This is a genomic window from Olleya sp. KKT75 (assembly GCF_055635485.1).
In genome coordinates, this window is record NZ_CM145759.1 from 2,618,130 (window position 1) to 2,634,517 (window position 16,388).

Here is a 16,388-nt window from a genome sequence, read left to right on the forward strand (position 1 = left end):
ATGACAGATAAGTATTTAAGAATCGGTACTACATATTTTAAAAATGTAATGATGCCATTAAACAGTAAGGATACTATTAAAAAACTTGTCCAATGGTCTAAGTCAGAAATAACTACGGACCACGGTAAGGACTACGTTAAAAAAGTGTCAAAGTATGATGGTTTTTGTTTAATTCCATCTCATATTAATTACCAATCAGTAATTAATAGTTTTTATAATAAATATGAAAAGGTAGATCATAAAATTAACGAAGGTGATTACCCAGAAACGTTAAAGTTTTTGCAGCATATTTTTGGAGAACAGTTTGAAATGGGGTTAGATTATATCAGTATTTTATGGCATAATCCAATGCAAGTTTTACCTATTTTATGTTTAGTAAGTAATCAACGTAATACAGGTAAAACAACTTTTATTAATTGGATGAAATTAATTTTTCAAAACAACATGACTATAAATAATAACGAAGATTTTAGGAGTCGGTTTAATTCTGACTGGGCATCTAAGTTAATTATTGCAGTCGATGAGGTGTTATTAGATAAAAGAGAAGATAGTGAGCGTTTAAAAAACCTATCCACAGCTAAAACATATAAAAGTGAAGCAAAAGGAAAGGATAAGATAGAAGGTAACTTTTTTGGTAAGTTTATTTTATGTTCTAATAACGAAGAAAACTTTGTGTACATAGATGATTCCGAAACTAGGTATTGGGTGCGTAAAATTATACCCTTTGACTTATCAGAAGATAATCCAAACCTTTTAGAGACATTACAGAACGAGTTACCACACTTTATTCATTTTATTACAAACAGAAAAATTGTAAGTCCTAGAAAAACTAGAATGTGGTTTACTAAAGAGCAGATATATACTCGTGCCTTAGCAGTATTAATGAATGGTAATAAAACATTTATCAATAAAGAGATGGAGCAAATACTGTCTGATGAGTTTTTACAGTTTGATAAAGAAGAGTTGAAGTATTCAGTAGGTGATTTAGTCGATAAACTAAGTAAAAACAATATTAGAACTAGTTCTTTTAAAATATCAGAAGCTATAAAAAACTTATATCAATTAGAACCAAAAAACAGCACATATACTAAATATCATATGTCTTTTTCTACAGCAGATAAGCCTATTGTGGAAGAGTCTAAACACAAAGGACGTCATTATGTGTTTACAAAAAAGATGTTGGAAGCTATAAGTTGATTTGTTGCTTAATTACTGTAAAGCCATGCTAGCTGGTACTTACGGTATAAACAATCAAGCAACTAATAAGCAACATTCTTAAATTTGTAAATGTTGACACATTGTTTCTTTATTGTTGACGTCTAAACCACCTGTAGGCTTAGCTTTTTGAGAAAATGTCAACAAACAACGTTCTTTTTTTTTGAATCTTATATTTTTTTTAACACTTTGTTATTTAGTTGTTTATGTGGTTTTTTAGTTTAGCTAACTAGTTTTATTGGTGTAATTTTACAATATGAGGGTTTCCGTAATGTCAATTTCATAAAAAAAAATTATATTTAAACTCTCTCTTTATTACTGATTGGAATATTAAAATTATTAGAAGTCTTAAGACTTATTGTAATATGAATAAAAAAAGATCTAACAGAATCAGATATTAAGGCTAAATACATTGTAACTCCATTGCTTCGTTCAGTTTGGAATGAGTACATATTGGTTTTACAGATATTTTATACATTCCATTTATCTTTAATAGTAATAGTGATGGTTTCTATTTCTACGATAAAAAAGATGCAGATGGTGATATTGAAACAGAATTAGTGCCAGGTCAGTTTCCAAGTCCGCAAGAACTTTGGTACAAAAAAATATTCTAGTAATGGCTATTGGTACAGCAAAAACATGTGCTTTTTTTTAAATTTCACATCGGTTATTCAAATCGAAAACTAAAAGGAAAATATTTTTTAACAGATAGAACTGCTTTAATTGATTAAACTTTAAGAGAAGACTTCTGGTGTTTTAAAACTGCAATGATAGTTGTCAAAAAGAAAGTGGTTATTGATGACCTGAAAGATAGATTAGTCTTCAATAAAAAATAAGGAATAGGTGTCTCTGATAAGCTTTTGATACCTTCTTAGGCTTGTATCAAGGATTAGATAATTCCGATCCTAAAAATTCTGTTGCATTTAAAGATTTTAGTCTAGACTTTTTTTATTTTAATTATCATTTATGAGTGTTATAGAGGAGGTGTAAAAGAAGGCAGTAAATGGAGAGATGTCATATTGTGTTTTTACTTAAGCAATCACAAGAAGTAAGCCAATATTAATAATAATAATAACTTTTAAATAGTTGTAAATTAATTTCAAATTGTATATTTATATGAGAAATCATAAGAAAAAAGCTACTGTTCCTTCTTGGTATATAGTTGTGAATTGATTTCAAATTGTATTTTTACGTGAGCAATCACAAGCATTAATTACTGTAATACCATCCCACGACTGTTGTGAATTGATTTCAAATTGTATTTTTACGTGAGCAATCACAAGAGTGCAGTACACGAAAGCGCAAATGGTTGCGTTGTGAATTGATTTCAAATTGTATTTTTACGTGAGCAATCACAAGTGATGTATAATAGAAAATACCACAGAAAGTGTTGTGAATTGATTTCAAATTGTATTTTTACGTGAGCAATCACAAGCTGCTTGTTGAGTCTCAAAAAATCGAGGTAGTTGTGAATTGATTTCAAATTGTATTTTTACGTGAGCAATCACAAGAGACAAAGTAATCGTCACTTGATGTATGGTGTTGTGAATTGATTTCAAATTGTATTTTTACGTGAGCAATCACAAGTATAATGGCTATTTAAAAAACCAAATTACAGTTGTGAATTGATTTCAAATTGTATTTTTACGTGAGCAATCACAAGCAGGAAGCGTTAAAGATTAGCTTAGAGAGTGTTGTGAATTGATTTCAAATTGTATTTTTACGTGAGCAATCACAAGTTTCGCTCTATGTTAAAAAGGAATTAGCAAGTTGTGAATTGATTTCAAATTGTATTTTTACGTGAGCAATCACAAGGTTAAATATGTATAGCTTAGATTGTCCTCCGTTGTGAATTGATTTCAAATTGTATTTTTACGTGAGCAATCACAAGGTTTTTCGGCTACTGCTTCACGTACAAACTGTTGTGAATTGATTTCAAATTGTATTTTTACGTGAGCAATCACAAGAACATAGTGACTAAGGCTTTGCTCCGTAAGGTTGTGAATTGATTTCAAATTGTATTTTTACGTGAGCAATCACAAGAGTTGTTTAATATGTCATCGGTTTCAAGTTGTTGTGAATTGATTTCAAATTGTATTTTTACGTGAGCAATCACAAGAAACTTTAATAAATATAAAATGACACATCAGTTGTGAATTGATTTCAAATTGTATTTTTACGTGAGCAATCACAAGGTCAATCCCAATTTATTGAGTTAAATCAATAGATTGGGATTACTTTTTTGAATTTAAATAAAGACTTTTATTAGTAAATAAATAGAGGTTTATTAGTTTTTATAGATCCTATTTAGAATAGTTGCAGCTGCTGGACGGGTTTTGGTAAGTCTACTTTTTTAATGCCATGAAATAATTCCATATTTCCAAATTGCTTGTCAGTAATTTTTAAAATGCAGACTTTACCATGTATTGGCAAATTCAATTTAACTCGTCTAGTATGTACTTTGGCATTTTCTCTACTAGTGCAATGTCTTAAGTAAATTGAAAATTGAAACATTGTAAAACCATCATCTATTAATTTTTTGCGAAATAAATTAGCAGCTTTTCGTTCTTTTTTAGTTTCGGTTGGTAAATCAAAAAAAACGTATACCCACATAATTTTATAAGCACTATATCTATTGGTTGACATTTTAATCTAGTTCAGGATATTTGATGTGTCTTAGCTCTCCTGTAAAGCATTTGTATAAACTTGCTGTAGTTGTTGTTACAGCAATAAATAAAGGTCTTACCAGTCCATCTATAAGGACATCTTGAGTAGCAATACTTAAAATTTTTGCTTTTGCGACTTTGTTTAGTTCAGGAGGATTATTGTTAGAAATATAATTATAAACTAATTTATCTACAAACGGTCTGTAAGGCTCCATTATGTCATCTGCTAAGCAATAAGGATTGTATTTGTTTTTATGAAAAATACCTATAACAGGTAATAACCCACTGCTAACTATAGCTCTAGCAACAATGCTTCTTAATACAGCATAACCAAAATTTAAAAGATTATTTGGAGCGTCTCCAAAACGTTGTCTAGAAAAGTTATTAAACAGGTGTTTCCAATAAAATTGAGCAGCGATACCTTCTCTATTTGTAGAGTCACCACTTTTAACAGTTAAATGATATGTTGTTAGTGGCTCTGAAATTTTGTTGTGTAATGCTAATAACGCCTTTTGATTTTTTATTTTTTGCTCAACAGTTTGTTTCCATAATTGTTTTTTTAAGGGTTCTGATGCTGCTAGCTGATGTTTTAATCGTTCTGAATATTCTGAGTGCCCAAACATAGGAAGCATCATTCCAAAAGGTAAATGATGTTCGTCACAACTAATTACAGCCACATTATTACCTTGTAATTTTATTAAAAGCTGGTTAGAAATTGTTATTTGATAATGGTCTAACATCAGTATTGCAATATCTTCAATAGGCACGGTTCCTTTGATCTTTTTAGTTTCAGGCTCCTGTATGACTAATTGCTTTTGTTTTAATTTTAAATAGGAGGGATTACCTATGTAGATAGTTTGTTTTATCATTTTTAATATTCTCCTATTTGCACAATCATTCCCAAATGATTGGTTCTTATTTTTATAATATTCTCAATATTGTTTAAGCCAGTTCTAATAAAAGTTATTCCTTTTAATTGTTTATCATCTTGAATAGTTGTTTCTAGATGATGTCTAAAAAAGTAATCTTTACTAGTTAATTTCTGTACTCTAAATAAATAAGGGCTAATCAAAGCATAGTTTTTCTTATCTAATAAGTCTATTTCATTAAAATTTATATTGTCATTAGGAAATAAAAACATTTCGTTTTGTTTCATAGTAAACAGAAATTTCCAACCTAAATTTATGTTGTAGTCTTTTTTGATTATGGGTAATCCCTCATTTACTCTAGCTACTGCTTCATAAAAAGAAACCACTTTTTCTTGTAGTTTACCTTTGTTATCTTTATAAATAGCTACATGATGGTTATTTCCTGTGCTAACAAAATCAACAGCTTGTTTTTTACCGTTTTTGTCTAAAATTTCATTTCCAAAATGATCTTTCTTATAATGTAAAGGTTCTGCATTGGCAACACCTGTTATAGTGACTCTCTTTATGGTGATTCCTTTTTCTTTATTTAACCAAATAGGGTTTTTATCTAAATCAGCAAATGCCTCTTTAGGTTTTGCTCCAAATTGAGTAAGTCTATGTTTTAAAATTTCTCTTGTTTTTTTATCGATTATTTTATTTAAATCTTTTTCTGTTTTAAAATTATCTGGAGAAACATTTTTTCGAATGGTATAAATTTTTTCAAAACAAAAAACTTCTGTTAACGGTAAACCCTTATAAAGAATAGGGTCTTTTTTTATTGTTTTAGAATCGAAAGCAACTTCAGGTTTGTCATTATATTTTTTTAAGTGGTTAGTTACAACCGTTTTTAAATTTTGGTTAATAATTAACTTTAGTGTTTCTTTATTAAAACTTTTGTTCAATTTGGTGGGTTTTTCCATTTCCCTTTTAGAGCTGCCATATACAGTTTCTTTATGTAATTGACCTCTAGGAGTAAGCTGTTGTTTAATATTAAAGTTGTCTTTACCTTTTAGTTTAGATTTATTAATATTTTTAGTTACAACCTTGTTTTTGTTTTTGTAAGAAATTAAAATTGATTCAATATGCTTTTTAGCTTGAGCTCTAAAATTAATTACTGGAGGGATAAATTTTCTTTTTTTATTTCCAATTGTATTTTCATAAACTTTAGTAATAGTGTTTTTAATGGCATGCAATTCACTTTCTTTATTCCTTGAGGCATTAAGATTGTTTATGTAGTTAATATGATTATGTGTAGTGAAAGCGACAGTAAGTGCATCCATTGCATGATGTCTATGGTCATTTCTTTTTGTCCAATCTTTTATTATTTCAATTTTTATATTACCTTTTCTTTCTTGAGTTTCTGTTAATCCTAAACTTCTGTATTTAGGTAAATTAAGCTCTTTCATTACATTTATTAAATCCCAATCGCCACGTAATTTATCCGTAATCCTACCAGATGTTGGAACCACTTTTTGAAATACTTCAAATAACATGCTTTTAGCTTTTTTAGAAATGTATTGTGTGTTAACTAGATCTCGTGCAATAAAATCTGTCGGTAAATTAGCTAAACTCATTAATAACTTCTTGTATTTTCCTTTGCTAATATCTCCGTTTTTATATAAACTTTCTACTCTTAATTTATAATTATTAACATCTTCATTGTTATACTCTTGTTCTATAAAATCTATTGCTGTTCTATCTGCTTTTTTTAGGTTTACTGCTCTGTATGCCAATGTTTTGTTAGAGAAAGAATCGTCAAATAAAATGGCTTTAGGTATAATATGTTCAATATCTATATCTTTAGAAAAGATATTTTCTTTTGGTATATATTTGTTTGTAAATAAGCTTTTATACCCATTGTTTTTAAGTTCTAGCCATAGCTTATAACGTACAACATCATTTTTTGTAGGAGTAAAGCCAAATTCTTTTTGAATTAGTGACTTTATGTCATCGTTTACTTTTGTTGCAGAGTTTATAAATTTTGTAGTTTCTTCCCTTTGTTTTGCAGATTTTTTTAAATCTCTAGCCAGTTCAATCCTTATTTCGTCAGGCTTCCCGTATTCATCAATAATTTGATTTATTACGTTAACCATTTGATTTAATATTTTCTCTACAACAGGGTTTCTTAAACTGTTTTTTTGCAGTATCTCTAATCTTGGTTTAAGAATCCTTTTATCTAATTCTTCTTTTGTTAGGCTATTAGAATGGTTATATCCTGCTAAAGCACAAGCCTCTGAATACTCATTGCCTTCTTGTAAAAAAACAATGATTTTACGAATTGCTCTAGAAGACAAACTACCATAATCATCTTGCAGAGATGTATTGGCTAGCATGGTGGCATACTCTGGTTTAAAACCATATTTAGTATGAAGCTTCTTTTTTAGAGCTACATTAGAGTTTCCATAAACCTTGCTATCTTCCGATAAGATTTTTGTGTCATCTTCGGCAGAATATAGTAAGTGCCACAATTGATAGCTTGTTTGTTTGTCAAATGCCTGTCCATCAATTTTGGTTTCAAAATTTAAAATAGTAGCATCAATATTGATTCGAGGAAAAATAAATTTTAGTTCTTCTTTTATTTCTTTTGCAGTTTTCTTTTCCCAATCAAAACCATAACCTTCTTCGGTTGCAATATGCTGGTAAATATTATAGAGTGCTTTATTTGTATTGTTGCCCTCTAATCCCTGAGTGAAATTACTTTTCCAAGTGGAATCTAAATCGCAAAACTTTAATATTGTTTTTTCTGTTAGACTTCCTCTTAAATTTAATTCTTCGAAAAGAGAAATTCTTAAGTCTTCATCTAAGACACATTTTTCTTTTGTTTTTATGTTTTCAAATTCTAGATTGTTTAAGTTTTGCCAAATTTTAAACTCTTGAAATAATGGAGAGGATTTAGGTATAGTTTTATGCTGTTTTTCAAACTGACAATTAGAAATAAGGTGTTTTTGAGATTTTAATTTTCGTTGGTAAAAAATTACTACATCACGGATTTCATTTTTTAATTCTGCAGTTAATTCTGAGTAATATTTAGCTTGTCTTTCCCAAACTTGTTCAAATTCATCCAAATAATCTTGCCTATAAAAAACTTGACTTCTTAAAGAAGTGTGATTGTTTGCTTTAATTTGTCTATATAAATTCTGACCGACAGTTTCTTTTTTAAAATGTAATTCTTTACTTCTGTCGCTTATAGCACCAAGGTATCCGCTAGATTTATTTATATTATTATTTATCTCTACTAGAACATAAGCAACCTTATCTATTGGTAATTCAATAAGGGGTGCTTCCGATCTCCATTTATAATGCTGTAGTTTGACAGCGTCTCTTTTTCCTTTGTTCTCTGCCGTATAAATACCATGAATTGCAAGAAATCTTTTTCTGGAATTTTGTTGTCCTTGCCCTTCAAGTTTCTTGTACATTTCATCATTTAAGACATTAGGATGAAACTGTTTTTGAAATTCCCAGATTGTATTAAATTCATTTTGTAGATCAGAGCGATAAAAATCTGGAATATATTTTTTTTTATTTAACAGTAGCTTATATACGTATTGCCCTGGTGTAATATTATTTTCATATAATTCTTTTGCGATTGACATGCCATCAATTGCATTTCCCTCATCTTCATTTTTTGCTTTTCTGCTACTTTTATACCCTCTTTTTTTGTTGATTGAAAAAAGTACTCTAGCCAATTCATTTAGTTCTATCTTCTCATTGGGTGCTTTAGCTCTTAATCTTAAAGTTTCATGAGTCGTGTTGTTTCCCGTTTCTGTTAATACTGTTTCAGTCGTGATTAATTTATTTTTTACTAAAATCTCAAATAAATTTTCACGTCTTTGTTTGTACCGTTGTAAATTTCTTCTTGCTCCTCTATTTAAGGTTCTGTCAGCGTTTGTAGAAATTGGTTTTCCTTTATCGAAATTTGTTTTCTCATCAATAGAAAGCGGGTTGACTCTTACTCCAAGCTTAATGATTTCTGAATTTTCACTTTTATTTTCAGCTTCATTTACTAGAGCCCATCCAATAGATGTAGTCCCTAAATCCAATCCTAATATTTTTCTCATTCTACAAGAGTTTTTAATTTATATAAAAATAAAAAAATAAAAATTAGGACGTTTACGGAAAACCGTAATTGAAATTATTTTTTTTAATATATATTTGTATAACAATTTGAAATCAATTCACAATAAGGATTATTCCGTTGTGAAAACATTTAAAGCGGCATGAAAATGTCGCTTTTTTTTGTTAACAAAAGTGTTGTTTTTTTAATGAATATGTGGGGAAGCAATTTAATATCGGAGAACACCATGTTAAAGTTTAACTGATTAACAATATAAAAAAATTGTTCTGCTTTACTATTTTTATAGTACTTCTTTTCTTATAATTACAACTATATTTTATGGTGACTCAAAATCAGTAATACGGTTTCCCGTAAAGAAAGAAATTCGTAATAATGTAAGTTTGTCTAAACTTAACGAGATCTTAGAAGAAATCATGCAACAAGTAGAAGATCAGTTTAAAGACTTGAGTGCTTAAAAAAAAATAAAACGCTATTAATTAATAACCAATAAAACCAACCATTATGAAAAAATTATCTTTTTTTCTTCTCTTTCCATTTTTAATTACTGCTCAAAATAGTAGTGATACAGTTAAATATGTTAGTTCGAAATCCTTTACCAAAATTTATAATAATTACTTAACAGAAGCTATTTTAGGAGATTCTGATTTAAGCAGTTTGGGATCTTATGTTAGTTTAGATATTGTCAAGCCAAAATTAAGTTTAGCACTAAGTAAAAACTGGTTTGGAAAAAATGATAAAAAATTAAAAGCAACAAGTACTTTTAAATTTGATGGAGGAATCAAAAATGATATATCTACAGTGTTTAGTAATGAAGAATATAGTACTGATATCAATATTAAATTGGATCAGAGCTTTGTTTTGTCATTTTGGGGATTAACAAGGTATAAGTTTACATTTGAGGATAAATTAGATTTAGACTCTGAAAAAGCTAAATTAAATTTAAAGAAAACAGATTACGACGATCACAAGATTTTACTTGATGACTTAATAAGTTCATACAAGTTAGAAATAAAAAATAATACGAATTTAAGTGTAATTGAAATAAAAGAAATTAAACAGAAAATTTACGATTTAAAAATAAAACTAGAAACATTAGAATTGGAGGATTATGATTCAAAAAAGGAAAAAATCGAATTAGAATCTAAGTGGTCTTCGGTTAGATTGGTTTGGTTAAATTTATATGCTAAGTATGGTACTCAAAAATTATATACTTATGATTCAAACTTTAGTTTTTCTGAGCAAATAGAGAAAATTACTCCTGAGAATCATGAGTTCGGCTTAGGACTCAATTTGTTTTATGATCAAGTTAATAATCTTTCTTGTGATTATAAAAATTATTGGGCTTATGTTTTTAATGGTCAATATTCTATTAATTACTCTTATGCTGAAACAAATAATTCTTCAGAGTTAAGTTCTGAAAAAATTGTTACCGAAAATAATATTGGTAATACAGTAGATGGTAATAGATTTATAGAAAAAACAACTAATGCTTATTTATTAGGAAATTTTGATACATTTAAAAGACATCAAATTGCTTTTGATATTAATAAAAAAATTATTGATAATTTACATTTACATATTTATGGTGATTATAATGAAATCATTCAATCTGATAAATATAATGGTAACTTCAAGAATTTAGGACTTGGATTGGTAATTGGTCTACAGAAGAAAAGTGAATTAAAAAAGAGCACTATAGTGAATTTTGAATTATTTACTCATTTCACAGATATTGAAGATAAATTTAAAGAAACAGGAGATGAATTTTATAAACGAGCAGTTGTCGGAATAAGAACGACTATACCATTTGATAATTTATTGAAAGGAAAATAAATTAATTTTAGAGAGAATAAAACAGCTAGTCTAAGATCCAGTTAGCGTTTTGAGTTCTTTTTTTAATAAAATCAACTAGAAAAAGCCTCTAAAATCAGCTGTTAAAATTATATTTTAAAAGTTAATTATAAAAATATGGAATGTTCAAAATTAGAATTAAATGGTCATGAGGAAGTTACTAAATTTCAAGACATTTATAACTTAATCTACTTCTCTCTTAATACAGGTTTCGTTCATTATCATAGAAACATGTACAGGATAATAAAAATGATTGACGAAAAAGAATTTGTACAGGACAAGACAGAAAATTATAAACTACAATATTCTTATACTTCAATAATAAATTCCCAATTAACTGATGACGAATTACATTGGTTATGTTTTAATTGTTTATCAGATAAAGAAAATGAAAAGTTTAAACCGTTGTTAGAGAAGTATAGTTTTTTAAAAATAATTAAGCACAATCCAGATCACATTTTTAAATTTTATAAACCATTTTATATGGACTCTGCTTTTGAGAAACCAATAAATATTGAAGAACATTTAACCAAATTTCAATAATTTAACTAATTTATTTATGACAATTACTGAAATTAGAAATACATGTATTTCGGCATCTAATGTTTACTATAATTATTTGGAGGATAATAGAAGAGGTGTCTTTAATATTAATGTAAGAGGTATAAACAAGGTTGGTAAAACAAGAATAAAACTAAATATTAATGGTAGTATTTTTGACGAGGAGACCTTAGTTTTTAAACACATTCCTTCTAATACAGAGTATACTGTAGAGAGTATTAAAATACAAGTTTATGATAGAGATACTAATACCATAGTATTAAAAGTAAAGCCAGAGATATATCCCAAATTTATTAATGCTAATGTTAATGATTGGATTATAGTTTCAGATATGAAATTCTTGATAGATAGAGTAAGAGAATGGTATGAAACAAATGGTAATGATATTGCAATCCCTGTAAAAGCTTCTAGTTTAAAAACACCTTCATCAGATATATTTTTTGATAATGAAAAACCATCTAAAGAACAACTAGATGCATTAGATATAATATTCAATAAACCTTTAACCTACATTTGGGGAGCTCCAGGAACTGGTAAAACACAATTTGTTTTAAGTTATGCAATACTGCATTACATAGCAAATAATAAAAAAGTAGCAATTGTAGCACCAACAAACCATGCTTTAGAGCAAATTTATAGAGGTGTTATAAAAATGACAGATAAGGCTGGTATTAATCGTGATAATATATTACGATTAGGTGGTCCTTCAAAAAAGTTTGCTGATGAGTTTCCGGAAGTTTGTGAAATTATTGGTTTGGAAAACCAATTAAAACAGGTTAATGTACAATTAGATATAATTAAACGTATACTAGGTGTAGATAAAGAGACTAAAAATCAAAAAAAATTACAAGAAGCATTATTGCTAATTGATGATTTAAATTCAGTCCATAAGTTAGTTAAAATTATTCAAGATAATCGTTCAGAAAACACTTCTAAATTTGAGCAGTTAACACTAGATAAAAAGACAGTTGAATTACAGTTAAATTCTATAACTCGTGAAAAACAAAGTTTGGAGAAAAAACGAGATTCGGTTTTATATATGTTGGCTTCAATCTTCACAAAAAAAGTAGATTTCAAAAGTAGCATTAATAGCTTAATTGATGAGCAGGTACTTGCAGAATTAAATGAGCAAAAGTTATCAAAAAGCATAACAGAATTGGAGGATTTAATTGATAAATCTAGAATTAGTATTTATAAATTAGAACAAAATATTGAAAACAAAGAAGATAATTTTAATCTAGAATATTTAAGGTTTAATTTACCTAAAATAACAGCTGAAAATCTAGATGAATTGCTGTGTCTTATAAATGCGAAAATTGATAAAATTGAAGATGAAAGACCCGTTTATGAGTCTTTGTCTAAAGAGTATAATCATTTAGATAGAGACACCTTGCAATTTAAATATGCTACACTTTTAGAGGAGCAGGATAGATTGGCTAATTATAGTACAGAAGAGCGATTAAAAAATGTTTCTATTATTGGTGCTACATTAGATACTTACCTGTTTAGATTCAGAGAAAAAAAATTAGGAGTAGACCATATTTTCTTGGATGAGGCAGGTTATTCCAACATAATAAAAGCGATGACACTTTTTAACCAGAAAGTACCAATTACACTTTTGGGAGATCATATGCAATTACCTCCAGTTTGTGAGATTTCAAAAAGAGATATTCAAAGCAATCAAAATTTTAGACCAGTTATGGTTTGGGATCAGTCTGCTATTTATCTAGAAGATTTATTTAAACATGATGCATTAGATACTATAGTGTCTAGATATTTAAAAGGGAGCAATGCAGATTTTGAAAGTATGGTTAAATCTAATTTAACAGGTACATTTAGATTTGGTAATTCACTAGCAAGAGTGCTTAAACAACATGTTTATCCAGAAGGTTTTGATTCTAAAAAGAATGAGGAAACAGAGATTATTGTTTATCAAGTACAAAACCCTACTAATAGAACAAATAATACACGTTTAAATATCTCTGAGGTTGAGGCAATACAATCTTTAGTAAATACTAATTATAAAGAAGATAGTGATGTTGCAATATTAGCTCCCTATGCAGCACAAGTAAGAGCTTTAACCAATGCCTTGCCAGAATTTCAAAGACAAAATAAAGTGTTGACAGTGCATAAATCTCAAGGCCAAGAATGGGATACTGTTATATATTCGGTATGTGATATTGGTAATGGAAAAAGACCGTGGTTTACAGATAGTACTAATACTATGTCAAGTGGTCTTAATAATATTAATACAGCAATTAGTCGAGCTAAAAACACCTTAATTATTGTATGTAACCCTGATGAATGGAGATTTTTTCAAGATCAATTAGTTACAGGAATTATAAATGTCTCTACTAAAATTATAAATTATGAAAACAATTAATTTTTATGAATGATAAAGACGGGAGTAATGACGTTAAAATTGAACATCTAAGTGACATTGAAAAAAAAGAACTTTTAAAATGGGCGAAAAGAGTAAAAGAAATTCAAAAAAATAAGTCTCTTAGTTTTAAACAAAAGTTAAAAGCTTTAAAGGAACTCAATAATTCTGAAGCATTTAAAATGTCGACTAAGTATATTAGCTCTTATTCTAAGAATTATTGGAAGCACGCAACTTGGGCGGAGAAACTTGGTATTATTGGAGGTGGTGGAGCCTTAGCTTTAGCGGGTTTTGGAGGAGCGGGTGTTGCTGCTTTAGGGGGAGCTATAGGTATGCCATTATTCTTGTTAACCGCAGCAGGAGGGACTTTAATAGGGACGATTATTGATAAGCTAGATAAGTAATCCTCTGTAAATTTTTTAATATGAGAATACTTTCAAAATCACGATTTAAATTGGGGCTTGAATGTCCAAATAAATTGTACTATACACGTAAAACAGAATACGCTAATAAAAAGCAGGATGATCCTTTTTTACAAGCGCTAGCACAAGGAGGTTTTCAAGTAGAAGAATTAGCTAGATTACATTATCCAAATGGAATATTGATAGAAGGTAATGATTGGGATTATGAATTGTTATGGCATCAGACACAAGATCTGCTAAAGCAACAAAATGTAATTATCTACGAACCTGCTTTTCTTATTGATGGCTTATTTATTCGTGTTGATGTATTAGTGAAAAAAGGAAATGATATTGAGCTTATTGAAGTGAAGTCTAAATCTTTTATACCTGACAATGAGTATCTTTTAATAGGTAAAAGTGGTAAAATGGTTTCAGGTTGGAAACCTTATTTATTTGATATTGCCTTTCAAAAACACGTAATGCAATTATGTTTTCCTAGTTGGAATATTCAATCATATTTAATGATGGCAGACAAATCTAGGAAAGCTAGTATTAATGGATTAAATCAATTATTTAGAATTAGTAACAAAGGAGAAAATAGAACTGGAATACTTAAAAAAGTAAGTGTTCTAGAAGAAACAGGTAATACTGTTTTAGGCCGAAAAAATATTACACAAATTGTAACTGATATTGAAACAAACAAATATAAATATCATGATAGTTTAACTTTTCAAGAATCAATTGACTTTTTTAAAGAAAAGTATATTAATGATAGTTATGCTAATTGGCCAACTAGTTTTAGTGCTTGCAAAAGTTGTGAATATAAATGTACTGAAGATGAAGAACAGCAGGGTTTAAAATCTGGATTTAAGGAGTGTTTTACGAAACAACATAAGTGGAGTGAAAACGATTTTAAAAAGCCTAATATATTTGATGTTCATAACTTTAGAAGAGGAACTATATTATTTGAAGAAGGTATTTACTTTAAAGAACAATTGACAGAAGATAATATAGGGTTTAATGAAGATCCTGAAAAATTAACGACAAAACATAGGCAATGGTTGCAAATAGAAAAGGAAGTTAACAATGATTTCTCTATTTATGTAGATAAAGATGGGTTAAAAGAAGAAATGGGAAAATGGAAGTATCCATTACATTTTATTGATTTTGAAACAAGTACAGTTGCTTTACCTTTTAACAAAGGATTAAAGCCTTACGAACAAATTGCATTCCAATTCTCCCATCATATATATCATGAAGATGGTAGAATCGAACATGCTAACGAATACATTAATAATAAAGCTGGTTTCTTTCCAAATTTTGAATTTATAAGGGCTTTGAAAAAAGCACTTGAAACTGATAAAGGCTCAATATTTAAGTATTCTAGTCATGAAAACACGATTTTAAATGCTATTTATGTTCAATTATTTGCTTCAGATGAAACAGATAAAAAAGAACTGATAGATTTTATACAGCATATTTCTCACTCAAAAAGAGATAGTGTTACGTCATGGAAAGGAGAACGTGATATGGTCGATTTATGGGAAGTTGAGAAACGTTACTATTATAATCCCTTAACAAAAGGATCAAATTCAATTAAAGCAGTATTGCCCGCATCTTTAAGCTCAAGTGCATTTTTGCAAGAGAAATACTCACAGCCAATAAATAAAATTAATCTAACAAGTAAAAATTTTACAGAAAATCATATTTGGTTAAATATTACGGATGGTATTGTGAAGAGCCCTTATAAAATGTTGCCTTCCGTATTTCAAGGTTGGAGTGAGGAAGAATTAGAGAATACTTTATCTGAAATTGAAGACATAGATAATGGAGGAGCAGCTTTAACTGCATATGGTAAATTACAATATACAGATATGACAGAAGAAGAAATCAATGAATTGTCCTCTGCTTTACTTAAATACTGTGAGTTAGATACCTTAGCTATGGTTATGATATTTGAACATTTTAAAGAGATAATTGAAGATTAATGTGAATAAAAAAAATAAATGACCAAGATGAGTTTATAAAAATCTTTGCACCTAATTTAATTGAGCTTAAAAACCAGATTAACAATATCGGTAATGCTTACAATCAAGCTCTAAAAAATAGAGAAAATATTCAGAACTGGATGAATAGTGTACAAAATTTTTCCTTTGAAAATATTGAAGAAGTAAGTTATGAAGAAGTAATTGATTAAAAAACAAGATTGATCTCTTTAGCTTGTTGTTAAAGAAGAGTATAGTTGTTTGTTGTAAGGAAGGAAGCATTTAAATATATAAGGTTTGAATAAGACAGATATTTTAAATAATATCAAATTTCTTAATGAAATGA

Annotated in this window: 9 protein-coding genes and 1 CRISPR repeat array; of the genes, 6 read left to right on the forward strand and 3 right to left on the reverse strand. The window is 28.5% G+C overall.

Going from position 1 to position 16,388, the window contains the following annotated elements; genetic code table 11:
* Nucleotides 1-1,197, forward strand: coding sequence for a primase-helicase family protein (locus tag ACZ2G2_RS11800; protein ID WP_470392260.1), 1,197 nt, complete (start codon nt 1-3; stop codon nt 1,195-1,197).
* Nucleotides 1,198-2,300: 1,103 nt separating this feature from the next.
* A CRISPR array of direct repeats spans nt 2,301-3,410; the repeat unit is 46 nt; unit sequence GTTGTGAATTGATTTCAAATTGTATTTTTACGTGAGCAATCACAAG.
* A 112-nt stretch (nt 3,411-3,522) separates the two neighbouring features.
* On the opposite strand, the gene cas2 is transcribed toward ACZ2G2_RS11800, so the two are convergent.
* The 3 genes from cas2 to cas9 are packed head-to-tail and all read right to left on the reverse strand — an operon-like array spanning nt 3,523 to nt 8,847.
* Nucleotides 3,523-3,861, reverse strand: a complete 339-nt coding sequence (gene cas2, locus ACZ2G2_RS11805) for a CRISPR-associated endonuclease Cas2 (RefSeq protein WP_470392262.1) — start codon at nt 3,859-3,861, stop codon at nt 3,523-3,525.
* Nucleotide 3,862: 1 nt separating this feature from the next.
* On the reverse strand, nt 3,863-4,750 hold the full coding sequence (cas1, locus tag ACZ2G2_RS11810) for a type II CRISPR-associated endonuclease Cas1 (RefSeq protein ID WP_470392264.1): 888 nt from the start codon (nt 4,748-4,750) through the stop codon (nt 3,863-3,865).
* 2 nt (nt 4,751-4,752) lie between these two features.
* Nucleotides 4,753-8,847 (reverse strand): type II CRISPR RNA-guided endonuclease Cas9, encoded by a 4,095-nt coding sequence (gene cas9, locus ACZ2G2_RS11815; RefSeq protein ID WP_470392266.1) that lies wholly within the window; start codon nt 8,845-8,847, stop codon nt 4,753-4,755.
* Nucleotides 8,848-9,365: 518 nt separating this feature from the next.
* Between cas9 and ACZ2G2_RS11820 the strand changes: the two genes are divergently transcribed.
* The 5 genes from ACZ2G2_RS11820 to ACZ2G2_RS11840 all read left to right on the forward strand — a co-directional run bounded on the left by ACZ2G2_RS11820 (nt 9,366) and on the right by ACZ2G2_RS11840 (nt 16,045).
* On the forward strand, nt 9,366-10,697 hold the full coding sequence (locus ACZ2G2_RS11820) for a hypothetical protein (protein ID WP_470392268.1): 1,332 nt from the start codon (nt 9,366-9,368) through the stop codon (nt 10,695-10,697).
* 135 nt (nt 10,698-10,832) lie between these two features.
* Nucleotides 10,833-11,258: a putative phage abortive infection protein gene (locus tag ACZ2G2_RS11825; RefSeq protein ID WP_470392270.1), complete on the forward strand. Its 426-nt coding sequence runs from the start codon at nt 10,833-10,835 to the stop codon at nt 11,256-11,258.
* A gap of 16 nt (nt 11,259-11,274) precedes the next feature.
* Nucleotides 11,275-13,659 (forward strand): DEAD/DEAH box helicase, encoded by a 2,385-nt coding sequence (locus ACZ2G2_RS11830; RefSeq protein ID WP_470392272.1) that lies wholly within the window; start codon nt 11,275-11,277, stop codon nt 13,657-13,659.
* 5 nt (nt 13,660-13,664) lie between these two features.
* Nucleotides 13,665-14,060, forward strand: coding sequence for a hypothetical protein (locus tag ACZ2G2_RS11835; protein WP_470392274.1), 396 nt, complete (start codon nt 13,665-13,667; stop codon nt 14,058-14,060).
* A 20-nt stretch (nt 14,061-14,080) separates the two neighbouring features.
* A complete protein-coding gene (locus ACZ2G2_RS11840; RefSeq protein ID WP_470392276.1) occupies nt 14,081-16,045 on the forward strand; it encodes a DUF2779 domain-containing protein in 1,965 nt (654 codons plus the stop codon).
* The last annotated feature ends 343 nt before the right edge of the window (nt 16,046-16,388 follow it).